This window comes from Nocardia sp. NPDC060249, assembly GCF_042728755.1.
Lineage (GTDB): Bacteria > Actinomycetota > Actinomycetes > Mycobacteriales > Mycobacteriaceae > Nocardia.
In genome coordinates, this window is the sequence record NZ_JBHXAQ010000002.1 from 16483 (window position 1) to 40618 (window position 24136).

26 protein-coding genes are annotated in these 24136 nt (G+C 67.2%); 16 read left to right on the plus strand and 10 right to left on the minus strand.

The features are described 5' to 3' along the window. Positions 1-3: 3 nt before the first annotated feature. The 3 genes from ACFWFP_RS07620 to ACFWFP_RS07630 all read right to left on the minus strand — a co-directional run bounded on the left by ACFWFP_RS07620 (position 4) and on the right by ACFWFP_RS07630 (position 2883). The gene (locus ACFWFP_RS07620; protein ID WP_379295099.1) at positions 4-1497 is read right to left on the minus strand and encodes a cytochrome ubiquinol oxidase subunit I; all 1494 of its coding nucleotides are present in this window, start codon (positions 1495-1497) and stop codon (positions 4-6) included. 79 nt (positions 1498-1576) lie between these two features. Then, positions 1577-2104, minus strand: coding sequence for a DUF488 family protein (locus ACFWFP_RS07625; RefSeq protein WP_379293849.1), 528 nt, complete (start codon positions 2102-2104; stop codon positions 1577-1579). A 35-nt stretch (positions 2105-2139) separates the two neighbouring features. Continuing rightward, complete coding sequence (locus ACFWFP_RS07630) at positions 2140-2883, minus strand: uracil-DNA glycosylase (RefSeq protein WP_379293851.1); 744 nt, start codon at positions 2881-2883, stop codon at positions 2140-2142. A 95-nt stretch (positions 2884-2978) separates the two neighbouring features. On the opposite strand from ACFWFP_RS07630, the gene ACFWFP_RS07635 reads away from it, so the two are divergent. Both ACFWFP_RS07635 and car read left to right on the plus strand, forming a co-directional pair. Continuing rightward, positions 2979-4478 (plus strand): carboxylesterase/lipase family protein, encoded by a 1500-nt coding sequence (locus ACFWFP_RS07635; RefSeq protein ID WP_379293853.1) that lies wholly within the window; start codon positions 2979-2981, stop codon positions 4476-4478. After that, complete coding sequence (car, locus tag ACFWFP_RS07640; protein ID WP_379293855.1) at positions 4475-7927, plus strand: carboxylic acid reductase; 3453 nt, start codon at positions 4475-4477, stop codon at positions 7925-7927. Before ACFWFP_RS07635 ends, car begins: the two co-directional genes overlap by 4 nt. Before the next feature lie 6 nt (positions 7928-7933). Here the strand turns inward: car and ACFWFP_RS07645 are convergent, their stop codons facing one another. Then, a complete protein-coding gene (locus ACFWFP_RS07645) occupies positions 7934-8542 on the minus strand; it encodes a GDSL-type esterase/lipase family protein (protein ID WP_379293857.1) in 609 nt (202 codons plus the stop codon). Positions 8543-8839: 297 nt separating this feature from the next. After that, positions 8840-9397 carry a TetR family transcriptional regulator gene (locus tag ACFWFP_RS07650; protein ID WP_379293859.1) on the minus strand — a complete coding sequence of 186 codons (558 nt, stop codon included), beginning with the start codon at positions 9395-9397 and terminating at the stop codon, positions 8840-8842. Between the two features lie 92 nt (positions 9398-9489). Here ACFWFP_RS07650 and ACFWFP_RS07655 point away from each other — a divergent pair, with 92 nt between their 5' ends. The 3 genes from ACFWFP_RS07655 to ACFWFP_RS07665 are packed head-to-tail and all read left to right on the plus strand — an operon-like array spanning position 9490 to position 11703. After that, positions 9490-9960 (plus strand): DUF4334 domain-containing protein, encoded by a 471-nt coding sequence (locus ACFWFP_RS07655; protein ID WP_379293861.1) that lies wholly within the window; start codon positions 9490-9492, stop codon positions 9958-9960. Then, positions 9960-11048: an NAD(P)-dependent alcohol dehydrogenase gene (locus ACFWFP_RS07660; protein WP_379293863.1), complete on the plus strand. Its 1089-nt coding sequence runs from the start codon at positions 9960-9962 to the stop codon at positions 11046-11048. The genes ACFWFP_RS07655 and ACFWFP_RS07660 overlap by 1 nt, the downstream gene beginning before the upstream one ends. A gap of 25 nt (positions 11049-11073) precedes the next feature. Then, positions 11074-11703, plus strand: a complete 630-nt coding sequence (locus ACFWFP_RS07665) for a TetR/AcrR family transcriptional regulator (RefSeq protein ID WP_379293865.1) — start codon at positions 11074-11076, stop codon at positions 11701-11703. Positions 11704-11743: 40 nt separating this feature from the next. Here ACFWFP_RS07665 and ACFWFP_RS07670 read toward each other — a convergent pair whose 3' ends face one another. After that, positions 11744-12403, minus strand: coding sequence for a TetR/AcrR family transcriptional regulator (locus ACFWFP_RS07670; RefSeq protein WP_379293867.1), 660 nt, complete (start codon positions 12401-12403; stop codon positions 11744-11746). Between the two features lie 139 nt (positions 12404-12542). Between ACFWFP_RS07670 and ACFWFP_RS07675 the strand changes: the two genes are divergently transcribed. The 8 genes from ACFWFP_RS07675 to ACFWFP_RS07710 all read left to right on the plus strand — a co-directional run bounded on the left by ACFWFP_RS07675 (position 12543) and on the right by ACFWFP_RS07710 (position 19300). Then, complete coding sequence (locus tag ACFWFP_RS07675; RefSeq protein ID WP_379293869.1) at positions 12543-13337, plus strand: alpha/beta fold hydrolase; 795 nt, start codon at positions 12543-12545, stop codon at positions 13335-13337. Beyond that, entirely contained in the window at positions 13334-14782 is a 1449-nt protein-coding gene (locus ACFWFP_RS07680; protein ID WP_379293871.1) for a flavin-containing monooxygenase, read from the plus strand. The genes ACFWFP_RS07675 and ACFWFP_RS07680 overlap by 4 nt, the downstream gene beginning before the upstream one ends. Continuing rightward, positions 14779-16443, plus strand: coding sequence for a GMC oxidoreductase (locus ACFWFP_RS07685; RefSeq protein ID WP_379293873.1), 1665 nt, complete (start codon positions 14779-14781; stop codon positions 16441-16443). The genes ACFWFP_RS07680 and ACFWFP_RS07685 overlap by 4 nt, the downstream gene beginning before the upstream one ends. A 15-nt stretch (positions 16444-16458) precedes the next feature. Continuing rightward, positions 16459-17019: a DUF4334 domain-containing protein gene (locus ACFWFP_RS07690; protein WP_379293875.1), complete on the plus strand. Its 561-nt coding sequence runs from the start codon at positions 16459-16461 to the stop codon at positions 17017-17019. Positions 17020-17071: 52 nt separating this feature from the next. Then, positions 17072-17374, plus strand: a complete 303-nt coding sequence (locus ACFWFP_RS07695; protein WP_378990032.1) for a hypothetical protein — start codon at positions 17072-17074, stop codon at positions 17372-17374. Positions 17375-17398: 24 nt separating this feature from the next. Beyond that, positions 17399-17686 (plus strand): hypothetical protein, encoded by a 288-nt coding sequence (locus tag ACFWFP_RS07700; RefSeq protein ID WP_379293877.1) that lies wholly within the window; start codon positions 17399-17401, stop codon positions 17684-17686. 93 nt (positions 17687-17779) lie between these two features. Further along, complete coding sequence (locus ACFWFP_RS07705) at positions 17780-19018, plus strand: MFS transporter (RefSeq protein ID WP_379293879.1); 1239 nt, start codon at positions 17780-17782, stop codon at positions 19016-19018. 51 nt (positions 19019-19069) lie between these two features. After that, positions 19070-19300, plus strand: coding sequence for a hypothetical protein (locus tag ACFWFP_RS07710; protein ID WP_379293881.1), 231 nt, complete (start codon positions 19070-19072; stop codon positions 19298-19300). Here ACFWFP_RS07710 and ACFWFP_RS07715 read toward each other — a convergent pair. Beyond that, complete coding sequence (locus ACFWFP_RS07715) at positions 19280-19639, minus strand: hypothetical protein (protein WP_379295100.1); 360 nt, start codon at positions 19637-19639, stop codon at positions 19280-19282. The two genes, ACFWFP_RS07710 and ACFWFP_RS07715, sit on opposite strands and share 21 nt — an antisense overlap. A gap of 188 nt (positions 19640-19827) precedes the next feature. On the opposite strand from ACFWFP_RS07715, the gene ACFWFP_RS07720 reads away from it, so the two are divergent. Beyond that, positions 19828-20226, plus strand: coding sequence for a hypothetical protein (locus tag ACFWFP_RS07720; protein WP_379293883.1), 399 nt, complete (start codon positions 19828-19830; stop codon positions 20224-20226). A 293-nt stretch (positions 20227-20519) separates the two neighbouring features. On the opposite strand, the gene ACFWFP_RS07725 is transcribed toward ACFWFP_RS07720, so the two are convergent. Further along, positions 20520-21320, minus strand: coding sequence for a class I SAM-dependent methyltransferase (locus ACFWFP_RS07725; RefSeq protein WP_379293885.1), 801 nt, complete (start codon positions 21318-21320; stop codon positions 20520-20522). Further along, positions 21262-21663, minus strand: coding sequence for a MarR family winged helix-turn-helix transcriptional regulator (locus ACFWFP_RS07730; protein WP_379293887.1), 402 nt, complete (start codon positions 21661-21663; stop codon positions 21262-21264). The genes ACFWFP_RS07725 and ACFWFP_RS07730 overlap by 59 nt, the downstream gene beginning before the upstream one ends. Here ACFWFP_RS07730 and ACFWFP_RS07735 point away from each other — a divergent pair. Both ACFWFP_RS07735 and ACFWFP_RS07740 read left to right on the plus strand, forming a co-directional pair. Continuing rightward, positions 21641-22141 (plus strand): FAD-dependent oxidoreductase, encoded by a 501-nt coding sequence (locus tag ACFWFP_RS07735; RefSeq protein ID WP_379293889.1) that lies wholly within the window; start codon positions 21641-21643, stop codon positions 22139-22141. The genes ACFWFP_RS07730 and ACFWFP_RS07735 overlap by 23 nt on opposite strands. Before the next feature lie 129 nt (positions 22142-22270). Next, positions 22271-22987, plus strand: a complete 717-nt coding sequence (locus ACFWFP_RS07740; protein ID WP_379293891.1) for a GNAT family N-acetyltransferase — start codon at positions 22271-22273, stop codon at positions 22985-22987. Between the two features lies 1 nt (position 22988). Here the strand turns inward: ACFWFP_RS07740 and ACFWFP_RS07745 are convergent, their stop codons facing one another. Further along, a complete protein-coding gene (locus tag ACFWFP_RS07745; RefSeq protein WP_379293893.1) occupies positions 22989-24092 on the minus strand; it encodes a glycosyltransferase in 1104 nt (367 codons plus the stop codon). Positions 24093-24136 lie beyond the last annotated feature (44 nt).

Consider the following 24136-nt stretch of genomic DNA (forward strand, 5'->3'; position numbering starts at 1 on the left):
CTCCTAGTACGCGAAGGACAGCGGCTCGACGGGTTCGGCGCGGTGCCTGCCGCCACCACCGTCGTCATCGGGACCGAACTCGTCATCGGAAGCCGTCGGCCCTGGTTCGGGCCCGACCACGGTGTAGCGATGCATCAGGTAGTACCAGACCACCGCCAGCGCCCCGTAGAGCAGCGTGAAGACCGCGAGGGAGAACAGGACCGTCCCCGGTGCGTGATCGGAGACTCCTTGCGCCACCGTCATGCGAATGGTCTTGTCGCCGGTCAGGTTCGGCACAACCACCCACGGCTGGCGTCCCATCTCGGTGAAGATCCAGCCCGCGCTGTTGGCCAGGAACGGGGTGGGGATCGCGATCAGGCACAGCCAGGAGAACCAGCGCTTGTCGGGGACCCGGCCACCGCGGGTCATCCAGAGCCCGGCCAGCAGCAAGAGCGCCGGGCCGGCCAGCAGACCGATCATGCCGCGGAAGCCCCAGTAGGTGACGAAGAGGTTGGGCCGGTAGTTGCCGGGTCCGTAGTCCTCGACGTAGGACTTCTGCAGATCCTCCACGCCCTCCAACGTGACGCCGGTGAACTTGCCCTCGGCCAGGAACGGCAGCACATACGGAACCTCCAGCAGATGCGTGACGCTGTCGCAGTTGTTGTGCGTGCCGACGGTGAGGATCGAGAACTTCGGATCGGTCTCGGTGTGGCACAGCGATTCCGCCGATGCCATCTTCATCGGCTGCTGCTCGAACATGATCTTGCCCTGGAAATCGCCGGTCAGAGCCACTACCACGATCGACGCGGCGATGACCCACATGCTCGCGCGCGCCGCCGGACGCCACATGGTCTTGGCCTCATCGAGTTTCGTGGCATCACCGCTGCGTGCGTTACGCACCATGAACCAGCCCGCGATGCCGACGACGAAGGTCGCCGCGGTCAGGAACGCGCCGGCGACCACGTGCGGAAACGCCGCGAGGGTGGTGTTGTTGGTGAGTAGTGCCCAGATACTGTCCAGCTCGGCGCGTCCGGTCTCGGGATTGTATTGCGCGCCGACCGGGTGCTGCATGAACGAGTTGGCGGCGACGATGAAGTAGGCCGACGCGTTGACGCCGAACGCGACGATCCAGATCGTGGCGAGGTGAACGAGTTTGGGCAGGCGGGTCCAGCCGAAGATCCACAATCCGAGGAATGTCGACTCCAGGAAGAAGGCGACCAGCGCCTCGAATGCCAGTGGCGCACCGAAGACGTCGCCGACGAACCGGGAGTACTCACTCCAGTTCATCCCGAATTGGAACTCCTGCACGATGCCGGTGGCGACACCGATGGCGAAGTTGATCAGGAACAGCTTTCCGAAGAATTTGGTGAGTCGATACCAGTGTTCTTTTCCGGTGATCACCCACGCCGTTTGCATTCCCGCGACGAGCGGTGCCAGTCCGATGGTGAGCGGGACGAAGATGAAGTGGTAGACCGTGGTGATACCGAACTGCCATCTGGAGACATCCAGTGTGCTCATTGCCAGCGAACTCATCGTCGGATCTCCTGCCATCGCAGTGAACTGGTGCCGAGCTGTGCCGGGTGGAAATGGAGGAATATCAGGATTCGGGCGGTGGGGGATAGGTGATCGTCGTTCCGTCGACGTGGGCGAAGTTCGTCAGCTGATGTTCGGGCGCCCGGGTGGCGGACATGATGTCGCGTACCTGCACGCCCCGGACCAGCAACGCGTCGCCCACCAGCGAGCGGTGGCACCGCCACGGCACCGCCTCGGCGCACATGACGGCGGTCGTCGCCGTGCCCGCGAGGTCGAGGAGTTCGTCGATTCCCGCACCGAATTCCGGTGTTTGCATGTAATTCGCATACGAACGGAACGAGGCATTGCGCCAGCCGGCGTTGAGATCGCTGCTCGGGCCGTGCCGCAGTCCACCCAGTGCGGCGAGATACACGTAGCGAATGTCTTTCGCCCGCAGTATTTCCGGGAGTGTCTCGCGACCGAACTGGGGATTGTGACGCGACCGGGGCACGGTTCTGATATCGACGAGCTGGGTGACGCCGTAATCATCGAGCAGGCCGGCGAATTCGTCCGCGGTCCGCGTGGAATGGCCGATCGTGTACACAGTCAGCACTGTTCGATCCTAGGTGACGAGGTCGCGAATTCCGGTCAGGACTCGGCGATCGTCTTCGCGTGCAGCAGGATGTCCTCGATCATCGCGGGAGTCACCCGACCGGTGGCGGTATTGCGCTGGCTCACGTGGTAACTGCCGAGCACGGTGACCGATCTGCCGTCGGGATGGGTGATGACGACCCGCGCTCCGTGGGTGAAACGGGGACGTGGGCGCGGCACATTCCAGCCCCCTGTCAGCAGGACGGTGAACAGGGCCTGCCAGCCGAAGGCGCCGAGAACGACGATCACCCGCAGAGTCGGGCGCAGCAGCTCCAATTCCCGGGTGAGGAAGGGCGCGCAGCGCTGCCGCTCCGCGGGCGTCGGCTTGTTCTCCGGCGGGGCGCAATGTACCGGTGCGGTGAGCCGGATACCGAGCAGTTCGATGCCGTCGTCGCGGCTGATTGGGTGCGCGCCGGTGGCCAGACCGACCGCGTGCAGCGCGCCGAACAGGACGTTGCCGCTGGGGTCGCCGGTGAACATGCGCCCGGTCCGGTTGCCACCGTGGGCGGCGGGAGCGAGGCCGACCACGAGAATTCGCGCGTCGGCGGGCCCGAAGCCGGGTACCGGTCGACCCCAATACTGGTCGTGGCGGAAGGCCGCGCGTTTGACGACGGCGACTTCCTCGCGCCAGGCGACGAGCCTGGGGCAGGCGCGACAGGTGGAAACCAAGTGGTCGAGCGCGGCGATGTCGGGGGCGTGCGCCGCCGCTGCCGGGGCTGCTTCCGGGTCCACGCCGGTCATCGGCACAGTCTAGTCGGCGGCGCCGATGCGTTTTCGAGACAGTTCGCCCACCGAACCATATGCACGGTACCGTCGGTACCAGGTACATTCGGGGGATGTTGTCCACCGAGATCGTGAGCGCCGACGGAGTCGTGCGCGGTCGTGCGGGTCGCCGAATCGCCCGCTGGCGTGCCCTGCCCTACGCGGCCCCACCCATCGGAGCGTTGCGGTTGCGTGCTCCCCAGCCCGTTCGACCGTGGACGGGGGTGCGGTCGGCGACCGAGTTCCGCCACGCCGCGGTGCAGAACCCCAACGGTGCCCGTGTGGGGCCGCGGACCTGGCAACCCACCGGGGAGGATTGCCTGACGCTCAATGTGACCGCTCCGGTGACGCCCTCGTCGGCACCGCGCCCGGTCATGGTGTTCTTCCACGGTGGCGGATACCTGATCGGCACATCGAGCATGTATTCCGGCGCACGGTTGGCCGCGCGGGGCGACGTGATCGTGGTATCGGTGAACTACCGGCTCGGAGCGCTCGGTTATGTCGACTTCAGCGAATTCTCCACACCCGACAGGCCTTTCGAGTCGAACCTCGGCTTGCGAGACCAGGTCGCGGCACTCGAATGGGTGCGTCGCAATATCGCCGCGTTCGGCGGCGACCCGGACAACGTCACCATCTTCGGCGAATCGGCCGGCGCACACGCGGTGGTGAGCCTGCTGGCGACGCCCGCCGCCGGCGGCCTGTTCCATCGGGCGATCGCCCAGAGCGCCCCCGCGGACTGGACCTCGACACCGGAGGAGGCCCGCCGCTTCGCCCGCCGCTGTCTGGACCGGCTCGGCGCCACCCCGGCCGACGCCGCGACCGTCCTGAGCACCGTGTCGCCGAAGGAGCTGTGCCGCGCGGGCGACCGAGCGCTCGGCCGGGCGCTGCGCGAGGAGCCGGGCAGCTTTCCCTACGCCCCGGTCGCGGACGGCGACTTCCTGCCCGAAACTCCCTTGGCGGCGATCGCGGCGGGCCGCGCGCATCCGGTGCCGTTGATCATCGGCACCAACCGCGACGAGGCGACGCTGTTCCAGCGCTTCGCCAAGTCGGTGCCGCACACCCCCGAACAGCTGAAAACCATCTTCGAACGGTACGAGCCGGGCACCGAGCACACGGTGACGAGCAGCTACCCCGGGTATCCGGCCGCGCGCACCGCGGTACGCGTCGGCGGGGACCACCTGTTCCTGCGCCCGACACTGGCCGTCCTCGAAGGCCACAGCCGGTACGCCCCCACCTATGCCTACCGGTACGACTACGCCCCCCGCGCACTGCACCTGGCGGGTTTCGGCGCCACCCACGCGCTCGACCTGATCCCGGTCTTCGGCTGGGTCGACGGACCGGTCGGCCGCGCGATGACAGCGGCAGGCGGCAGGCGCGCGTTCCTCGCGGTTCAGGACCACATCCAGGACAACTGGCTCAGCTTCGCCCGCACCGGCAGGCCGCTGCCGCCCTGGAGCCCCTACACCGCCGAACGCCGGACGACCTCCATCATCGACCATCCACCTCGCGTGCTGGTCGACCCCGAGTCCGCGCAACGCGCAGCGTGGCAGGGCATCCGGAAGTGCGAAGCATGACGGTAGAGCTCGCCGCGGGGCAGCTGGCCGATCGCATCAAGGCGCTCTACGCCGACGACGGACAGATCCGCGCGGCGCGGCCCGCCGAGGACGTGCACGCCATCGTGACGACCCCCGGACTTGCGACCGCGCGCATCGTCGAGACCGTCATGACCGCCTACGCCGAGCGCCCGGCGCTCGGCACACGCCGCACCGAACTGGTCGAGTCCGGCAAACGGCGGACTCGAAAGCTGTTGCCGGAATTCGATCTACTGACCTACGGGCAGGTGTGGGAGCGCACCCGCGCGCTCGCCGCCGCCTGGCATCGTGACGGCGTCGTCGCGGGGGACTTCATCGCGGTGCTCGGGTTCACCAGCGCCGACTACACCGTGCTCGATCTCGCCACGATCCACCTCGGCGGGGTCGCGGTGCCGTTACAGGCGGGCGCGGGCCTCGAACAGCTGTATTCGATCCTCGACGAGACCGAGCCGACGGTGCTCGCGGTCGACACCGCGCACCTGGACATCGCCGTCGACGCGATACTCCGCGGTGCCACACCCCGCTCGCTGATCGTGTTCGACCATCACAGCGACGACGACGATCATCGCGATGCCCTCGACACGGCCCGTGCCCGGCTGCGCGCCGGGGGATCGGCCCTGGTACCCAGCACGTTCGACGGCACCGTCGAACAGGGCCGCCTTGCCGCCGCGGCTCCGCTGAGCGTGCCCGCCGACGGCGACGACCCGCTCGCCCTGCTGATCTACACCTCGGGCAGCACCGGTACGCCCAAGGGGGCGATGTACACCCAGCGCCTGGTCGCGGTCGGCTGGCAGCCCGCGCGGCCGCTGGCCGCGATCAATGTCAACTTCCTGCCGATGAGCCATATCGCGGCCCGCCTCACCCTCAACAGCGTGCTCGCCCGTGGCGGCACCGCGTTCTTCGCGGCGGCGCCGGACCTGTCCACGTTGTTCACCGACATCACGCTCGTGCGGCCCACCGAGATCTTCCTGGTGCCGCGGGTGTGCGACATGATCCTGCAGCGCTTCCGGCATGACGTCGCCGAACGTGGTGAGGCGGCGGCCGATGCGGTGAAAACCGAACTGCGCGAACAGTTCCTGGGTGGCAGGCTGATGTCGGCGCTGTGCGGCAGCGCGCCGATCGTGCCCGAGTTGCGCACCTTCGTCGAATCGGTGCTGCAGCTGCGCCTGCACGACGGATACGGCTCCACCGAGACCGGTGGCGGGGTGATCTTCGATACGAAGGTGATGCGCCCGCCGGTGCTGGACTACAAACTCGTCGACGTGCCGGAGCTCGGCTACTTCGGCACCGACAAGCCGTACCCGCGCGGTGAACTGCTGCTCAAGACCACCACGATGATCGCCGGGTACTATCGCCGCCCTGAAGTGACCGCCGAGGTCTTCGACGCCGACGGCTTCTGCCGCACCGGCGATGTGGTCGCCGAGCTGGCGCCGGACCGGTTGGCCTATGTCGACCGCCGCAACAATGTCCTCAAGCTGTCGCAGGGCGAGTTCGTGACGGTATCGCGACTGGAAGCGGTGTTCGCGGGCGCCGATCTGGTGCGCCAGATCTATGTGTACGGCAGCAGCGAACGGTCCTATCTGCTGGCGGTCGTCGTACCCACCGAGGCCGCGCTCGCGGCACCGGACGGGCTGCGTGCCGCGGTGAGTTCGTCGCTGCACCGCGCCGCGGTGTCGGCCGAGCTCGAACCGTACGAGATTCCGCGTGACTTCATCATCGAGACCGAGCCGTTCTCGACAGCCGACGGGACATTGTCCGGAGTCGGGAAACTGTTGCGCCCGAAGCTGAAACAGCGGTACGGCGAGCGTCTCGAGAAGCTCTATGCGGACCTCGCGCGGGGTCAGGAGGACGAACTGCAGCGGTTGCGTCGCGATGCGCCCGGCCTACCGGTGTACGAGACCGTCACCCGTGCCGCGCGCGCGGTGCTCGGCGGCGATCCGGCTGATCTGCGACCGGATGCGCGATTCGGAGATCTCGGCGGCGATTCGCTGGCGGCACTGTCGTATTCGACTCTGCTGCGGGAATTGCTCACGGTGGACGTGCCGGTGAATGTGCTGCTCGGTCCGGACAGCGACCTGGCACGCATCGCCGACTACATCCAGCGTGAACGCGAACCCGGTACGCACAGAACCGATTCCGGCGCGGTACACGGCACCGGCGCGACCGAGATTCGTGCCGCGGATCTGGCACTCGAGAAGTTCCTGGATGTCACCGCCGTGGCGCAGGTGCCTGCGCCAGCACCCGCGCAGACGGTGTTGATCACCGGCGCGAACGGCTACCTCGGCCGGTTCCTGCTCCTGACCTGGCTGGAACGGCTCGCCCCGCGGGGCGGCACGGTGATCTGCGTAGTGCGCGGCGGCGACGCGATCGCCGCTCGCGAGCGCCTCGACGCGGCGTTCGGCAGCGACAGCGAGCTCGACGCCCATTTCCAGCGTCTCGCGAAGGACGCGCTGGAAGTGCTGCCCGGTGACATCGGTGAACCGAATCTCGGGCTGTCACAGCCGACGTGGGATCGGTTGGCCGCCGAGGTCGATCTGATCGTGCACTCCGCGGCGCTGGTGAACCATGTGCTTCCGTACGCGCAGCTGTTCGGCCCGAACGTGGTCGGCACCGCCGAGATCATCCGGCTGGCGCTGACAACCACGCGCAAGCCGGTCAGCTACCTGTCGACGGTGGCCGTCGCGGCACAGGGGGAGTCCTTCGCCGAAGACGGTGACGTGCGGACCATGAGCCCGGTCCGCCGGCTGGACGGTTCCTATGCCAACGGCTACGGCAACAGCAAGTGGGCGGGTGAGGTGCTGTTGCGCGAGGCGGCCGAGCGGTTCGGACTGCCCGTCGCGGTGTTCCGCTCGGACATGATCCTGGCGCACAGTCACTTCCGTGGCCAGCTCAATGTGCCCGACGTCTTCACCCGGCTCCTGCTGAGTGTGCTCGTCACCGGGCTCGCGCCGAAGTCGTTCTACCGCACCGATTCCGCCGGGCAACGACAGCGCGCCCACTACGACGGTCTACCGGCCGACTTCGTCGCCACGGCTGTCACCACACTGGGCGCCGCCGCTACGAGCGGTTACCGGACCTACGACGTCCTGAACCCGCACGACGACGGCATCTCCCTCGATGTCTTCGTCGACTGGCTGATCGAAGCAGGCCATCACATCGATCGCATCGACAGCTACGACCAGTGGTTCGCCCGCTTCGAAACAGCCTTGCGGGCCCTTCCCGATCCTCAGCGCAAACACACCCTGCTCCCGCTACTCGACGCCTATCGCAGGCCCGGCCGTCCACTGCCCGGTTCGGCTCTCCCCGCCGGCGGATTCCGGGCCGCCGTCCGCGCCGCACAGATCGGTCCCGACAACGACATCCCCCACCTACCGGCGGATCTCATCGCCAAGTATGTGCGCGACCTGGCAGGTCTCGGCCTCCTGGAGTAGCGGCGTTCACGGGGTGGGTCGGGTGATCCAGGTGTGCCAGCCGGTCTCGAGGACGAGCTCGGCAAAGCGCTGGTAGCCGCCGCTGCCGGGGTGGGCCCCGTCGCCCGCCGACACTTCGCGAGTCCAGACGGGATCGTCGGCCAATTGCCTGGTGGTGGCGACGAACGGCACCTCGCGTGCGGCGCACAACTTCGCCATGTCGTCGGCGAGCTCCGCGGTACGCCGCAGGTGCTCCGCGCCGCCGTCGACGACGGGCGGTGGGCCGACCACCAGCGGATGGATCGCGCGCTCCCGGCTTTCGGTCAGCAGGGTCGCGAGGTTGTCGAGGCACTCAGCCCTGCCCACCCGGACATTGCCGTCCTCGACGACCGCGTCATTGCTGCCGAACGAGATCACCAGGCGATTGTCGGCATCGGGCAGGACGCGCGGCTCGACCTCTCGCCAGCAGCGGCGCAGGACATCAGCGGAGGTGTTGCGCCGGATGCCGAGGTTGAACGCGGTGATGCCGGGTCCGGTCGCGGTGAGGACGCGGCCGACCCAGCCGCGGTACTCCGGGTCGCCGATGCCCTGGACGAAGGAGTCGCCGATGAAGCAGATACGCAGATCCTCGTACATTCGGGCAACTGTACGAGGTGGGGGAGTGGACTTCGATGGCCGGTCTGATCAGTGGCGGGGGAGCGAGTAGGGCCAAGGGGCAGAAGGTGTTTGAAACGTGCAGTCGATCGGGCGGCGGTCTTGCATCGGCGAACTTCGGCAACGTTCTGTCAGATATTTAATCGCGATATTGCGATATATGCATCTAACCATGTTGTTCTCTCACCTCGCGTCGCCGACTGAACCCGCCAGACAGCCTTCAAAAACACAAGGAAGGGAGGGGTGGGGCTTGCTGTAGTGGGGGAGTGTGCAGGTTTGCTACCGCGGGTCGGTCATTCGCGCTACAGCCGCCACTACCGCCGCGCGCTGCGCCGCCAGGCGACCGTCGTCGGTGGATCCCGTCCTCGCATGGGTGGCTGAGGTACGGGTCAGATCGGTGAGCATGCGGAGCATGATCGGGGCGGGGATATCGGTGGTGACCAGGCCTTCGTGCTGACCGCGTCGGAGTTCGGTGATCTTCGCGTCGATGGTGCGGCGCAGGGCCTGCGGAATATCGCCGGACGGTTCGAGTTCGGACCAGGCCTGCAGGCGGGCGTTGTCGGGGTGAGCGACGAAGTGGTCGAACAGTCGGCCTGCGTAGGCCGGAAGGTCGTCGGCGGACATGGCGGCTTCGCTGCTGGTCTCGGCGGTCCAGCGTTCGGTGACGGCCGCGTAGAGCTCGTTCTTGCCGGGGAAGTAGGCGTAGAGCCGGTCTTTGCTGGCGTGTGCGGCGTCCGCGATGCGGTTGATCCGGGCGCCGGCGATGCCGAATTCGGCGAACTCCGCTTTCGCCGCGGTGAGTATTCGCTCTCTGGTTGCCTGACCTGCCGCACGCATGCGCCGAATCCTACCTCTTGCCGAACCATCTGGTTCGGAACTATGGTCCACTGTGAACCGAACGGTTCTGAACTCTGTGAGACGAGGGCTTGATGAGCGCGGACAAACCACGGTGGCAGCAGCTCAAGGAGCAGGCGGACGGTGTGGCGACCGACGAGCTGGACCAGCTGTGGACCCGGCTACGCCCGGCACGCGCGGAGGACATCCTCGGCGAATGGCGCGGTGACGCGTTTCAGACCGGTCACCCGCTGTGCCGCGCCCTGCCCGCGAGCCGCTGGTACGGAAAGAACTTCCACGCACTCGACGACGCGAAGCCGCTGATCTGCCGGGCCGAGGACGGCACCCTGTTCTCCAATGTCGAACTGGGACAGGGCGAAGCGACCCTGTGGAACATCGAGTTCCGCGGTGAGGTCACCGCGACCATGGTCTACGACGGTCGCGCGGTGTTCGACCACTTCAAGTGGCTCGACGACACCACCCTGATGGGCATCATGAACGGGCGCCCCGAACTGGTTCTCGCGCACGGCGAATACTTCTACTTCCTGCTGGAACGGGTCTCTTGATGCGCACAACGGCGGTGCTGTCGCGCGATCCGGCCGCGGAGTTCTCGATCGAGCCGATCGAGGTCGACGAACCGCGCGCGGGCGAGATCCTGGTGCGGATCGTCGCTGCCGGGATCTGCCACACCGACCTGGTTTCGCGTCGCGCGGGTGCCGCGGATCGACCGATCCTGCTCGGCCACGAGGGCGCGGGTGTCGTCGCGGCGGTCGGGTCCGAGGTGCGCACGGTCCGGCCGGGCGATCATGTCGTGCTCACCTTCCGGCACTGCGGTACCTGTCGCAACTGTGCGGCCGGTCGGCTTGCGTACTGCCACCGGGCGACCGCGCTCAACCAGTTCGGGCGACGCGCACACGACACGCCCCGCGCGCTGGTCGACGGGTCCCCGATCCTCGACGGATTCTTCGGTCAGTCGAGTTTCGCCGGGTACGCGCTGACCACCGAGGACAACACGGTCGTGGTCGACCCCGCGATCGACCTCACGGTGGCGGCGCCGTTCGGCTGCGGATTCCAGACCGGTGCAGGCGCGGTGCTCAACGCTCTGCGGCCGGAACCCGGTGCGTGGGTCGCCGTGTACGGGGCGGGCGCGGTCGGGATGGCCGGCCTGCTCGCGGCCCGGACGGTTCCCGATGTGCGCGTGGTCGTCGTCGAAACATCGGCTGCGCGGCGGGAACTTGCCGTCGAGCTGGGTGCTGACGCCGCGATGGATCCTGCCGACGGGCCGACGGCGGCGCGTATCCGTGAGCTCACCGATGGCGGCGCGACGCATGCGCTCGATACGACCGGCATCGCCACCGTGCTCGCCGACGCCGTCGCCGCGCTCGCGGTGGGGGCGACGGTGGTGGCCGTGGGTCTGGGGCGTGGCACGCCGCCGATCGACGTCGGTGATCTCGTGCTGCACGGCAAGGCGATTCGCGGGTGCCTCGAAGGAGACAGCGTGCCCGCCACCTTCATTCCGCACCTGCTCGATCTGTACGCGGCCGGTCGTTTCCCGGTCGAGCGCCTAATCGCCCGGTACCCGCATGCCGAGGTCGGCGCCGCGCTGGCCGATCAGCGTGCGGGCATTGTGGTCAAGCCGGTGCTCACATGGTGAGCACCCTCGAATCCCCGGACGCGCCATGACACTTCTCTTCAACGACATCCAGACCGACGAGGGCGCGGAGACGACTGCCCGCACCCAGCGTCGGCTCACGGTGCTCAATGCCGCGCGTGTGGTCTTCGTCGCGCACGGGTATCACGGTGCGAGCATGGACGACATCGGCATTCGCGCCGGGATGAGCAAGCCGGTGCTGTACACGCATTACGCGAGCAAGCTCGATCTGTATCTCTCGGTGTTGCAGGGCTACCTGGACCGGATGGTCGACGGTATCCGCGACGCGCTGGCCGACGCGAACGGTCAAGAGGACAAGGTGCGTCGCGCGGTGCTGGCCTATTTCGACTTCGTCGACGAGGACGCCGGCGGGCACACGCTGGTCTTCGAGTCGCCGGTGCCGAGCGAGCCGTGTGTGCGGTGGCGGGTGCGCAATGCCATGGGTGAGTGCGCGGTGCTGGTCAGCGCTGAGTTGCGTGCGGCGGGGATGGATGATGTCCGCGCCTACGCGTGTGCGTTCGGCGTGGTCGGTGCCAGCCACCTCGCGGCCCGGCAGTGGCTGGATACGGGTCGTCCGATTCCGAAGGGCGATGCGGTCGATACCGTTGTCGCGTTGTGCTGGAACGGGTTGTCCGGGGTCGAGACGACGGGCGACTAGCGGTCGCCACATTCTCGATGTGCGGCGCCGCCGAGCGCGCTCAGTGCAGCGCTGCCGGTAGCGGACTTCCGTCGAGCAGTTGCTCGCTGGGTAGCTGCCCGATGAGTACGGCGAGCGCCCGCTTCCATCGGCGCAGTACCGCCTCGCGTTCGCCGAGTGTGCCGGTGAGCATGGCGGTCATCGACAGCCCGGTGAGCAGGTCGATGGTGAATTCGACGAGGACCTCGGCTCGCGGATCCGAGGCGTACGGTTCGCCGAGCACCGCCAGGTAGAGCCTGCGCATTTCGGTGAATACGCGACGTTCCTCGATGACTAGCTGGTCGCGGAGTTCGGTGTCGGTGCGTGCGGCGACCCACAGGTCGAGCGCGGTGAAGAAGGCGGGGCTGTTGAGGTCGCGCCAGGCGAGGTCGACGACCGATTGCAGGCGGTCGCGGCCGGGCGCGAGGAGTTCGGCTTCACGCCGGAATTTCTCGAGCCGGGTGTCGACGACCTGGGTGGTGGCGGCGATGAGCAGTTCGGCTCTGGTGGGGAAGTGGTGTTGCACGGTGCCGCGGGCGAGGCCGGCGCGTTCTTGGACCGCGCTCACGGTGGTGGCCGCGTAGCCGCGTTCGAGTAGGCATTCGGCGGTGCAGGCCAGGATTCTGGCGCGGGTGGATGTCCGACGTTCGGCCTGGGTGCGGCGTGGGGGTTGCACGGTCACCTGAGAAATCGTACGTGCTGCCGACAAGATTCGGTAGATTGAGTGAAAAGTGTCGGCCGTCACCTCTTGACGACGGCCGATGGAGCTGGTGCAATCAAGAAACCGTACGCAGTAACTGTTTTATTGACGAAGGGCTGCGATGACGCAGATCTCTCACCTCCGCCGGGGCAGTGGTTCGCCGATTGTGCTGGTGCACGGTCTCGGCAGCCGCTGGCAGGTTTTCGCACCGATCATCGATCTGCTCACCGAGCAGCACGAGGTCATCGCGATCGATCTCCCGGGTTTCGGTGACTCACCCGCGCTGGACACTGTGCGACCGGGTCCGCGTGGCTACGCCACCTGGCTCACAGAGTGGTTGGCGGACAACGACATTCAACGCCCCCACGTGGTCGGGAGTTCGATGGGCGGGGGCATTGCCCTCGAACTGGGCCGGGCCGCAGTCGCATCCGGGATCACCGCGTTCTCACCGGTCGGCTTCTACGGGCCGGTCGGACGGCGGTGGACGCAGGGCCTGCTCACCAGCATGCGTGGCGCCGCTCGGGTCGCCGGACCGGCACTGGACCGGCTGGTCGAGCATCCCGCCGGCCGCGTCGTTCTGTTGTCGTCGATGTTCGGCCGTCCGGTTCGCGTCGATCCCGATGCCGCGCGTACCGACTTGGCCGGGCTGGCGGGCGCCGCGTCCTTCGCCGCCGCCCGCGACGACTTCGGCAACTACGTGCTCGATCCCGGCGACGACCGTGGCTCGTTGGGCGAGATTCCGGTGACGATCGCCTGGGGTACCCGCGACATCGTGCTCGTGCACCGTACCCAGAGCGCGCGTGCCCGGCAGGTGCTGCCGTTCGCGCAGCATGTCGACCTTCCCGGCTGCGGGCACCTTCCGTTCAGCGACGACCCCGCAACCTGTGCTCGCCTCGTTCTCGAAGGGATCTCATGACCCCGTCCATCGCAGTTATCGGCAGCGGGTTCGGCGGCCTGGCGGCCGTTATCGCACTGAAGAAGCGCGGCTTCGACGATATCGTCGTGTTCGAGAAGGCCGACGATGTCGGCGGCGTCTGGCGGGAGAACACCTACCCCGGTGCGGCCTGCGATGTGCCGTCCCCGTTCTATTCGTATTCTTTCGAGCCGAATCCACGGTGGCCGCACCGATTCTCGCGGCAACCAGCGATCCTCGACTACATCAGGCACGTTGCCGAGAAATACGATGTCCGCCGCCACATCCGGTTCGGCACCGAAGTGCTCGGTGCCGCGTTCGACGACGCGACCGGCAAGTGGACGGTCCGCCTCGGCGACGGGGACACCGTGGTGGTCGATGTACTGGTGTCGGCGGTGGGCCAGCTGTCCCGGCCTTCGGTGCCCGCGATCGAGGGCCGGGACAGCTTCGGCGGCACCAGTTTCCATTCTGCCGAGTGGGATCACGACGTGGACCTGACGGGTAAGCGCGTCGCTGTGATCGGTACCGGGGCGAGTGCGATCCAGTTCGTCCCTGAGCTCCAGCAGCAGGTCGAGAAGCTGACGCTGTTCCAGCGGACCGCGCCCTACATCATTCCGCGCCCCGATCGCGAGTTCTCAGAGCGCCATCACCGGGTGTTCGAGAAGTTGCCGGTGACCGAGCTCGCCGAGCGAGGCACCTGGTACGGCGTGGTCGAAGGGCTCAGCGTCGCGTGGGTGTACTCCAAGGCGCTGTCCGCGGCGATCAAGGCGGTGTCGAAGTGGCACATGCGAAGGCAGACCAAGGCCAAGCCGGGGCTCTTCGAGAAGGTCTGGCCGGACTATCCGGTCGGGTGTAAGCGAATTCTGTTCTCCGACAACTATCTTCCCGCGCTGACGGAACCGAATGTGGAGGTGATTACCGAGCGGATCGCCGCGATCACCTCTTCGGGTGTGCGCACCGTGGACGGGCGTGATCACGAGGTCGACGTCATCATCTGGGGAACCGGTTTCACCAGCACCGAGTTCCTGGCGCCGATGACGATCACGGGCGCGCAGGGCCGGGAGCTGACGCAGGAGTGGGACAGCGGCGCGCACGCCTACTACGGCATGACGGTGCCGCGGTTTCCGAACCTGTTCATCATGTACGGGCCCAACACCAATACCGGTGGCGGCTCGATCATCTATTTCCTCGAGGCGCAGGCGAAGTACCTCGGCGACTATGTCGCCCATCTCGCGGCGTCCGGTCGCGCGCTGACGGTCCGTCCGGATGTGGAGCAGGCCTACGACGCGCGGATCCAGGCCCAGCTCGGCGGCAGCGTGTGGACTCGCTGCTCGTCGTGGTACCGCCAGGCCGACGGCCGGATCACGACCAACTGGCCACTGCTGGGAATCCAATACAAGAAGCAGGCGCGGTTCGATCCCGCCGACTATGAGGTGGTGTCGCGATGAGTGACTACGACTACGACGTGATCGTCGTCGGTTCCGGTTTCGGTGGCAGCGTGACCGCGCTGCGGCTGACCGAAAAGGGTTACCGGGTGGGAGTTCTGGAATCCGGCAGGCGCTGGAACGCCGAGGACTTTCCGAAGACGAACTGGAACGTTCCCAAGGCCATCTGGGCGCCGCGCCTGGGCCTGACCGGGCCGCAGCGGATCAGCGCGCTCGGCAAATGCCTGGTCTTCAGCGGTTCGGGTGTGGGCGGCGGTTCGCTGATCTACGGCAATACGCTCTACGAACCGCTGCCGGAGTTCTATCGCGATCGTGCGTGGGCGCACATCACCGACTGGAAGTCCGAGCTCGCGCCGTACTACGACCAGGCCGCACGGATGCTGGGCGTGGTCGAGAATCCGCGGATCGGGCCGAAGGACGACGTGCTGTTGCAGGTCGCGCGCGATCTGAAGGTCGCCGATACCTTCCACCGCACCCATGTCGGTGTGTTCTTCAACGAGGGTTCCGAAGGTGTCGAGGTCGATGACCCGTACTTCGGTGGCGCGGGTCCGCGCCGGGCGGGCTGCATCCATTGCTCGGAGTGCTTCACCGGCTGCAAGCACAATGCGAAGAACACCACCACGCTCAATTACCTGCACCTGGCCGAGAGCAACGGCGCGCAGGTGCATCCGCTGACCACGGTGACGTCGGTGGCGCCGGACGGTGCGGGCGGTTATCGCGTCGAGACGGTGCAGTCCAACGGTTGGGTGCGCAAGCAGCGTCGCACGTTCACCGCGCAGCAGGTGGTGTTCGCGGCCGCGGCGCTGGGCACCCAGAAGTTGCTGCACAAATTGCGCGGCGACGGCACGCTGCCGGAGTTGTCCTCGCGGGTCGGCGAGCTGACCCGGAGCAATTCCGAGGCGATCATCGGGGTCACCAGTAAGTCCCGGCGTGATTTCGCCCAGGGGGTGGCGATCACGTCCTCCATTCACCCGGAGCCGCAGACGCACGTGGAGGTGTGTACCTACGGCAAGGGACAGAACGCGCTGTTCTTGCAGACGGTGCCGATGATCGACGGTGGGGCGTTCCGGTTCCTGCGGCTGTTGCTGTCGATGGTGTTGCATCCGGTGCAGTTCCTGCGTTCGCAGAATGCGCACGGTGCGTCGGAGCGGTCGGTGATCCTGCTGGTGATGCAGTCGCTGGACAACTCGCTGACCTCCTATCTGAAGGGCAAGCGGTTGGTGACGAAGCAGGGCAGTGGGGAGCCGAACCCGGAGTGGATTCCGCTGGCGCACGATATCGCCCGCCGGTACGCGGCCGAGTCCGACGGCATCACCGGCAATATCGCCACCGATATCTTCAACATCCCCGCGACCGCGCACTACATCGGCGGCTGCACCATCGGTGACTCGCGCGAGACCGGCGTGATCGATCCGTATCAGCGGGTCTACGGCTATCCGGGACTGCATATCGCCGACGGCAGCGCGATCACCGCCAATCTCGGCGTCAATCCGTCGCTGACCATCACCGCGCAGGCCGAGCGTGCGATGGCGTTCTGGCCGAACAAGGGTGAGCCGGATCCGCGTCCGGATCTCGGTGCCCCTTACCGGCGGATCAGTCCGGTCACCCCGGAACAGCCCGCTGTGCCCGCTTCCGCGCCCGGTGCGCTGCGACTGCCCGCCTGAGGCGAGAGGATCTTCATGACGATCGACCGACTTACCGCACTCGAACCCGCGTGTTCCCGACCGGACGCGCTGGCTCTGTTCGACAGTCTCGCGCCGGTGCTCGCGTCTGAGCTCACCGGCCGATGGAGTGGTCGCGAGCTCGCGACCGGGCATCAGCTGGACGGCTTGCTCGTCGCGTCGGGGTGGTACGGCAAGCAGTTCGACGGTCTCGACAGTGTGCATCCGCTGCTGTTTCGCGGTCCGGCCGGCGATATTTTCGCTGTCGATCCGCAACGGGTGCCGTTGGGCCTGGTCGGGAAGGTGCCGAGCAAGGTCGTGGACCGGGGCCGGGGACTGCTCGGGGTGCTGAAACCGGCGTTGCGTGCCCGCGGGTACCGGGCGCGGCTGCGGGCGGTCGAGCACCGTGGGGTTGTCACCACGGCGATGGTGTACGACCACCTGCCGATCATCGATGTGTTCCGCCGGATCGACGAGAACACCGTGTTAGGCCTGATGGACTACCGCAATTTTCCCGAGCCGTACTTTTTCGTCCTCGTTCGGGAGAACGCGAGCGATTCTGCTGGTTTGCCCGATTGAATCGGGGGTACGCGCGGAAAACGGAGAACTCTCGTCGGAAGGAGGCCGTGCCATGACTGACTACATCGATCCCCATCAACACAAGTTTCCCGACACCGAGCGCACGACGCGCTCACATGCGGGTGAGTCGATTCAGGACTCGCTCAATTGGCCGGGGCTGTTCCTCGTCGGAGTCGGCATCGTGATGCTCGCGGCCACCTTGACGGCCGCCGGTTCCGGGTTCGTCGGATGGGCGGTGATCGCCGGAATCCTCAGCGGTGTGTGTTTGCTGTTCGGGGTGGGGATCGTGCTCGCCGAGCATCGCCGGATCAAGGTCAGCGAAGGGCTGCACCTCACCGATCCGTGTGGGCATTGAGGTCGGAGCTCGGAAAGGACGTCGATGAACGAACGCGCTGAGCCGGGACGGATCATCGTCGACTATTCGCATCTGTTTCCCGGTGTGGTGGTGCGCGCCGATCGCATGGCCGACGAGTTCGATGTGGTGTTCTCCGATGGGGTGCGCACCGAGGCCGGCATTCTTCAGGACGACGAGGGCGCCGCGGCACTCGACGTGGTCGGCTACGCCACCGCCGCCGGCACGATGCAGCCGGGGCGGGTGTGGCCGATCACCTCGATCGAGGATGTCGGGTCCGCGGTGAACATCAAGTTGGGGCCGTACTTGCGCTAGCCGCCGAGTTCGAAGAGGCCGGTTCGTTGCCGCTGGACCTTTCTGCGCCCAACGACTGGACCGGCGTCCATCTTTGCCGCGATGATGACGCTCATGAGCGAGCATCCCGCGCAACGGCGCACGCTGGCGGTGTTGGTCGCGGCGCAGATCTTCAGTGGCGCGGGGCTTGCTGCGGGTATCACCGTCGGTGCGTTGCTGGCGCAGGACATGCTCGGGTCGACCGGGCTGGCGGGGTTGCCCGCGGCGATGTTCACGGTCGGGTCAGCCGCGGCGGCGGTCGGGGTGGGGCGGATTTCGCAGCGGGCGGGTCGACGGGCAGGCCTGACCCTGGGCTATCTGACCGGCGCGCTGGGCAGTTTCGGGGTGGTGGCGGCCGCGGTGACCGGGAGCCTGCCGCTGCTGTTCGTGTCGCTGATCGTGTACGGGGCAGGCACCGCCACGAGCCTGCAAGCGCGATACGCCGGCGCCGATCTGGCGAAGCCCGCACATCGGGCGCGCGCGATCAGCACGGTGCTGGTGGCGACGACGGTCGGTGTGGTGGTCGGGCCGAACCTGACGACACCGATGTCGAATATGGCTGTGAGCTGGGGAATTCCGGCGCTGTCCGGTCCGTTCGTGCTGTCCGGGGCGGCGTATGTGCTGGCGGCGCTGGTGCTGTGGGTGATGTTGCGTCCGGACCCGCTCGTGCTCGCCCGCGCGATGGCGGAGCCGCCCGGCGAGGTCGTCGTGACGGACGCACCGACCCAGTGGTCGGCGCCGATCGTGGCCGGAACGACGGTGATGGTCGTGACGCAGTTGGTGATGGCCGCGATCATGACGATGACACCGATCCATATGCAGCATCACGGGCACGGGGTCGGTGCGGCGGGATTCGTGATCGCGGTGCATGTCGCGGGGATGTATCTGCCGTCGTTGCTGTCGGGGATGCTCGTCGATCGGTTCGGGCCGGGGCTGGTCGCCGTGGCGGCCGCGGCGACGTTGGTCGCGGCCGGGTCGGCTGCCGCGCTCGCCCCGCCGAGTTCGGTCGGGGCGCTGGCGGTGGCGCTCGGGTTGCTCGGGGTGGGCTGGAATCTGGGGTTGGTTGCGGGGACGACCATGATCGCGGATGCGACGCCGGTCGCTACCCGTGCTCGGACGCAGGGCACCGTCGATGTGGGTATCGCGATCGCGGGTGCGGGTGGCGGGCTGGGATCGGGGGTTGTCGTGGCCTTCGCCGACTACCCGGGTCTGGCGTTCCTCGGTGCGGGGATCGCATTGCTGATCGTGCCCGCGCTGGCTTGGGCCACCCGCCGGCCTGCGGTTCGCGACGAGGTCGTGCGGGTCGAGAGCTGACCGGTGACTGCTCGTCGTGGCAGGACGCGGGGACCGTGCGATGATCGGGCGATGAAAGGTCAGACGAGTACCGCCCGGCTGTTGACACTGTTCGGTGGCGTCGCCCTCGTGATGCTGATGGTCAACTGGAGTCTGATGCGCGCGGTCGCGTTCGCGGTGATCTGGGCGGTCGCGGCGGGCGTGCTGGTGTTGCGCGACCGGCGCCGTGGAGCCGAGGGCATCGAGGAAACCTCGCCCGCCGCGGTGTCCGGCCCAGGCGCCTCAGATTCCGGCGAGCGCTGAGGCCAGATCCGGCACATCCAGGGCCTCTACGGCCTGCCGGCGCACATCAGCGCAGTGCTGCTGGGTGACGGTATCGATCACCTCGCGATTGCGAGCCACCGCCACATTGATACCGCCGCTACGCACCGCCCAGTTCTGCACCGTGGCGTTGAACGACACGCGCGCCACAGTGACCCCCTGCGCACGCCAATTATCGAGATCCGGGGCCATCATCTCGCACAGGTGCACGGCAGCCTCATCGGAGATTTCAGGCGCGCCCTCGGCCGACGGTGGCAAACCGGGATCGGGTGCCTCGGTGCTGGTAGCGCAGCCTGCGACAACCAGCAGCCCGACCAACACGGCCCCTCGTAGATGTGTGAACACGACACTGTCCCTCCGGTAGAGGTTTGTCTCTTGCTCAGTGCGAATGCCCGCCTCACGACGGGTCAAACAGCGGGAACGCATCGAAAACCGGTGTAGCAGCAGTGACTTCACCGCCACGCTCGTCTTTGTCCCTGCTCACGGAACCGGAAATGGAGGAGCTATAGGTGAACGATGATCCGCCCGGCCATGGTCGGCTTCCCGTCAAAGACGACATCCAGCGGCCTGTCGCAGGCGTTTGGCGGCCCGTCCTTCAATCGGTCGTTCGAGCCCTGGCGCGCGGCGATTACCAGCTCATCGGCGAGATCGACACCGTCGAGCCGATCCCGGACACCCTGGCGGCACACATTCGAGGCACCATCGAATCCTACGGTGCAACCCTTGTCGAACTCCCTGATCACACGTGGGAAAGCTCGTGCACCATGTGGAGGGGCGGCGATAGCTGGGAGGTCCTCGTCGACCTGTGGACTGCCGAGGAAGGCCGCAGCGACCTGTGCCTGGGAGTCGACGTCCACGAGAAGGACACCGGCTTCAGATTCGAGCTCCATATGGTCTACACGCCTTAGAGGGCCCGGTGCGATCACCTTCGGGGACCGTACTTGCGGCCACCGGCGATCTACTCGACGGTGCCGATCGAAAAACCGTCAGATGATGGACGCCCGTACGAGGGGCCGGCGACGAACGGGTTTGCGATCTTCGATCGGCGGCTCGTTCAGGTCGAGACGGTGACCGCGGAGTTGTCGGTGACGCAGCCGCGTGAGATCGCCCTGTACGAGCGGATGTTCGCGGTGTTGAACGATCGGGCGGTGTTCGGTGACGGTGCTCGTGAGTTGATCGGTGCGGCTGTCCGGGCGCGTCGTTAGCGAGCTCGGCCCCATACGCGGATCGTGGGCGGGGCATAGAACCACCGTCGTTCGTCCGCCAGCTCGGCCTGCGCGGCGGCGATGACTTCGGGCGAGACGTCAAGTGCTATCAAGGTTTCGTGTACCTGCGCCCAGGTGAGGTTCCACATGTGCGCCATCGGCGAACCGCCGCGGAACATCGGAATCTGCGCCTCTGCTCGAACGTCGACGAGCCCCACAGCTCCCAGGTGTTCGGGCAGGTCTCGAGCCCATGCTTGGTTCGCGCCTGCGGTCTCGGTCGAACGCGCGAAGGCTCGCCAGACCTCCCCGAACGCGCCGGGTAGTTCATCGAGGACGCCGAGGCCGTCGCCTTCTTCGAGTAAGAGGACGCCGCCTGGTGCCAGCGCCCGGACCAGTCGCTGCAGAACAATGTCTCGTTGGGCGATGTGGAGCAGCACGAATCGCGTGTGGACGAAATCGAACGCGCTTTCGGGGAGTTCGTCGGTGACGAGGTCCATCCGGGCGACTTCGCCGCCACGGCGGGGCAGATCCGTCAGGTGGCGTGGGTCAGCGTCGACCGCGAGGACTCGACCACCCGGCGCTGTGGCATCGCATAACCAACGCGCGAACGAGCCGCCGCCGGCCCCGGCTTCCAGACACCGCCATCCCGCACCCACGCCCAGTCTCCGGGCAAGCGCGATGCTCTCAGGGTCATAGGCGGCACCGAGCAGTGCAAGGCGTTCGTTCGCGAAATCCCATTCATTGGGGAGGATGTAGTGCGGATTCCGTGGCGATGAGGTCGGCGATGGCCCGGTCATGATCAGACGCTAGTTCGAGCGATCTGAGCCGACGTGGGATCTGAGCCGTTTCCGCAGGCTGAGTGATCGAATACACAATGACGTCGCCCACATCGCTTCGAGCTTCGAGACTTCGGGCGAGGCGGTCCAAGCTGTGCAGCACTGTCGAGCGGTCGTGATTCAGGTCGGCCAGAAGTTGCGCGTGGGCCTGTATCTCACGAGGGAAGACCTCATCGATCAAGTGGATTCCGGCCGGGGTGAGCTGGATCAGGGTCGATCGGCGATCGGTCGGGTTCTGGGTGCGGGCGATCAGTCCTCGCCGCTCGAGTTTGGTGAGTGTCTTGCTGACGCCGGCCCTGGACATGCCGAGATGTAGGGCGTTTTCTGTGCACCAAGCGTCGCTGGTGCGTCAGTGGTCCGACGACGTCCTGTTCTTCCCGCGAGAGATCGTGTTGTCGGAGGCTGAGCGCCGCCGCCTGTCCGCGCGCGGAGTTCACGTCATCGAGGGCGATGTGAGCCGAGTTGTTGTGCAGGACGGCAGCTTCCACGGCGTGGAACTCGCATCGGGACAGCTCATTGCGCGGAAAGCGGCCTTTGTCGGGCCCTGTTTCACTCCCCGTGACGAGCTGCTCACCCGGCTGCGATGCGCGGTCGGTGACGATGGTTGGGTCGCGGTCGATGCGACCGGGCGCACCAGCGTGGCTGGTGTGTGGGCTGCGGGCAATGTCGCCGATTCTCCTGCGCAACTGATGCACGCCGCAGCCGCGGGATCCACAGCCGCTGTGGCGGTGAATCACTATCTGCTGGAACTGGATATCCAGCTTTCGCTCACCGAGCACTGACTCCGTCCGCTCGTTGCGCGGGCGGTTCCGGAGGGGCGAGACGATGTACCCGAGGACGCGAGCCGGAATCGTGGTGAGTGCAAACGGTGACCGGCGGTTGTGTGGTCGGCTAACGTTTCGGCGTTCGGGATGCCTGGTGAGGAGAGTGTGTTGACCGTCGACGTCGATATCGCGGTACATCCGCTCGATGATCCGGTGCGGGCTTCGTTGCGGGGCGAGCACAGTCGGTTCGCGCGGTGGACAGGGCGGATCGGGCGCTATGAGCCGGAGGTGGCGCGATTCGTCGGCCATCCGGCGGTGCTGGATGAGCAGGATTGGGCTGATCTGGGGACTGTGCTCGGGTCGGGCGGCAGTGCGGGGATCCGCGGGCTCGGGCATGTGGTGCCGTCGGCGTGGACGGTGCTCGGCGAATTCGGCACCGTGCAGATGGACGGTGCGCGGTTGCGGGTCGCCCTCGATCCCGAGCTCGAAACGCTCACTGCCGCTGATGTTCCCGAGATCCTGGAGCTGATCGCCCGAACCGAACCTGGCCCGTACGCGCCGCGCACCATCGAGATGGGCACCTATCTCGGACTGCGGGTCGAGGGTCGGCTGGTGGCGATGGCGGGAGAGCGGCTGCATCCGCCGGGGTGGACCGAGATCAGCGCGGTGTGCACCGACGCCGAATTCCGGGGCCGGGGGATCGCCTCGCGGCTGATTCGGGCGGTCGGGGCCGGAATCCGCGCGCGGGGTGAGACGCCGTTTCTGCATGCGGTCGCCCACAACACGACGGCGATCAGCTTGTACGAGACGCTGGGGTTCACCGTGCGGAAGACGTCGAAGCTGACGCTGGTGCAAGCGCCTTAGCTCACCGGGCGCCGACCGATCGGGTCAGCTCGTCGGCGATGTCGGTGACACTGGGCATCGCGGCGATCTCGGCGGCGACCACCCGCGCGTTGGCCGTCAGGTCGGGGTCGGAGATCACGGCGTTGAGGTGGGCGGCGGTGATCGAACGGGCAGGCACCGACAGCCCGGCACCGCGGCGCTGCACCGACACAGCGTTCCAGGCTCGGTCGCCAGGCGCGGGGGTGGCGATCTGGGGGACACCGGCGTGGAGGGCGGCATAGACCGAACCGGCTCCCGCGTGGTTGACCATGGCGGTGCAGTGGGGCAGCGCTTCGTGCAGGGCGATCCACCCGGTTGTGCGGATGTTCGCGGGAAGCGCGGTGTTGCGCAGTGTCTTTCGATCGGGTCGCACGATGACGATGTCGGCGTCGACATACGGTGCGGCGCGCACGATCGCCCGCAGCATCGTGTCCGGGCCGTCGCCGAGCATGGTCGAGCGGGTGACGAGAATGCGTCGGCGCGTGGACGATTCGCGCAGGAACGCGGGTGTGTCCGCGCCCGGGGTGGAGTACGGGGTGTAGCGCACCGGTCGCCCCTCGACCCGGACGATGCTGGGTGGGGCGATGGACAGGGTGTTCGCTGGTGCGGGCAGGGCGGCGTCGGTGAGTAGACGCAGTAGTTCACGGCGGATGACCGTGCCGTGGTCGAGGGCGATGTTGTGCAGGACCGTGGGGACGCCGAGCCGGTCGGCCACGATCGCCGCGGCCGACGCGAACGGCTCGTGCACGATCACCTCCGGCGCGAACTCGGTGGCGGCACGCAGCAGCGGCTCGATCATCGGCCGATTGGTGACCGCGAAGACGTGGGCGCCGCCGCGCGCGTCCGCCATCCCTTGCCCCGACCGCACCGCCAGCACCGGATGCCTGCCCAGCCCGCGCACTGCGGCACGCAGATAGTGGATCGGCGGGGCGACATCGGCCACCGGCAATCGCGCCCGTACCACCGCGGCCGCGTCCCCACCGGTAGCCACCATGACGTCGTGCCCGCGCTCGCGCAGAGTGTCGGCCAGCGGCATCATCGGGAACAGATGCCCGATCAGCGGCATTGCGACGAACAGCACTCGCATCCGGTCTCCGTCATCGCCCCGGGCGGCCGCAGTCTCGACCCCCC

Bases quoted from the DNA above. Each gene is read 5' to 3' on its own strand.
- ACFWFP_RS07745 (WP_379293893.1), bottom strand. From the start codon at position 24,092: ATGCGAGTGCTGTTCGTCGCAATGCCGCTGATCGGGCATCTGTTCCCG.
- ACFWFP_RS07685 (WP_379293873.1), top strand. From the start codon at position 14,779: ATGAGTGACTACGACTACGACGTGATCGTCGTCGGTTCCGGTTTCGGT.
- ACFWFP_RS07660 (WP_379293863.1), top strand. From the start codon at position 9,960: ATGCGCACAACGGCGGTGCTGTCGCGCGATCCGGCCGCGGAGTTCTCG.
- ACFWFP_RS07620 (WP_379295099.1), bottom strand. From the start codon at position 1,497: ATGAGCACACTGGATGTCTCCAGATGGCAGTTCGGTATCACCACGGTC.
- ACFWFP_RS07675 (WP_379293869.1), top strand. From the start codon at position 12,543: ATGACGCAGATCTCTCACCTCCGCCGGGGCAGTGGTTCGCCGATTGTG.
- ACFWFP_RS07635 (WP_379293853.1), top strand. From the start codon at position 2,979: ATGTTGTCCACCGAGATCGTGAGCGCCGACGGAGTCGTGCGCGGTCGT.
- ACFWFP_RS07725 (WP_379293885.1), bottom strand. From the start codon at position 21,320: ATGACCGGGCCATCGCCGACCTCATCGCCACGGAATCCGCACTACATC.
- ACFWFP_RS07695 (WP_378990032.1), top strand. From the start codon at position 17,072: ATGACTGACTACATCGATCCCCATCAACACAAGTTTCCCGACACCGAG.
- ACFWFP_RS07700 (WP_379293877.1), top strand. From the start codon at position 17,399: ATGAACGAACGCGCTGAGCCGGGACGGATCATCGTCGACTATTCGCAT.
- ACFWFP_RS07705 (WP_379293879.1), top strand. From the start codon at position 17,780: ATGAGCGAGCATCCCGCGCAACGGCGCACGCTGGCGGTGTTGGTCGCG.
- ACFWFP_RS07680 (WP_379293871.1), top strand. From the start codon at position 13,334: ATGACCCCGTCCATCGCAGTTATCGGCAGCGGGTTCGGCGGCCTGGCG.
- ACFWFP_RS07630 (WP_379293851.1), bottom strand. From the start codon at position 2,883: ATGACCGGCGTGGACCCGGAAGCAGCCCCGGCAGCGGCGGCGCACGCC.
- ACFWFP_RS07655 (WP_379293861.1), top strand. From the start codon at position 9,490: ATGAGCGCGGACAAACCACGGTGGCAGCAGCTCAAGGAGCAGGCGGAC.
- ACFWFP_RS07645 (WP_379293857.1), bottom strand. From the start codon at position 8,542: ATGTACGAGGATCTGCGTATCTGCTTCATCGGCGACTCCTTCGTCCAG.
- ACFWFP_RS07690 (WP_379293875.1), top strand. From the start codon at position 16,459: ATGACGATCGACCGACTTACCGCACTCGAACCCGCGTGTTCCCGACCG.
- car (WP_379293855.1), top strand. From the start codon at position 4,475: ATGACGGTAGAGCTCGCCGCGGGGCAGCTGGCCGATCGCATCAAGGCG.
- ACFWFP_RS07650 (WP_379293859.1), bottom strand. From the start codon at position 9,397: ATGCGTGCGGCAGGTCAGGCAACCAGAGAGCGAATACTCACCGCGGCG.
- ACFWFP_RS07665 (WP_379293865.1), top strand. From the start codon at position 11,074: ATGACACTTCTCTTCAACGACATCCAGACCGACGAGGGCGCGGAGACG.
- ACFWFP_RS07710 (WP_379293881.1), top strand. From the start codon at position 19,070: ATGAAAGGTCAGACGAGTACCGCCCGGCTGTTGACACTGTTCGGTGGC.
- ACFWFP_RS07740 (WP_379293891.1), top strand. From the start codon at position 22,271: ATGCCTGGTGAGGAGAGTGTGTTGACCGTCGACGTCGATATCGCGGTA.
- ACFWFP_RS07730 (WP_379293887.1), bottom strand. From the start codon at position 21,663: ATGTCCAGGGCCGGCGTCAGCAAGACACTCACCAAACTCGAGCGGCGA.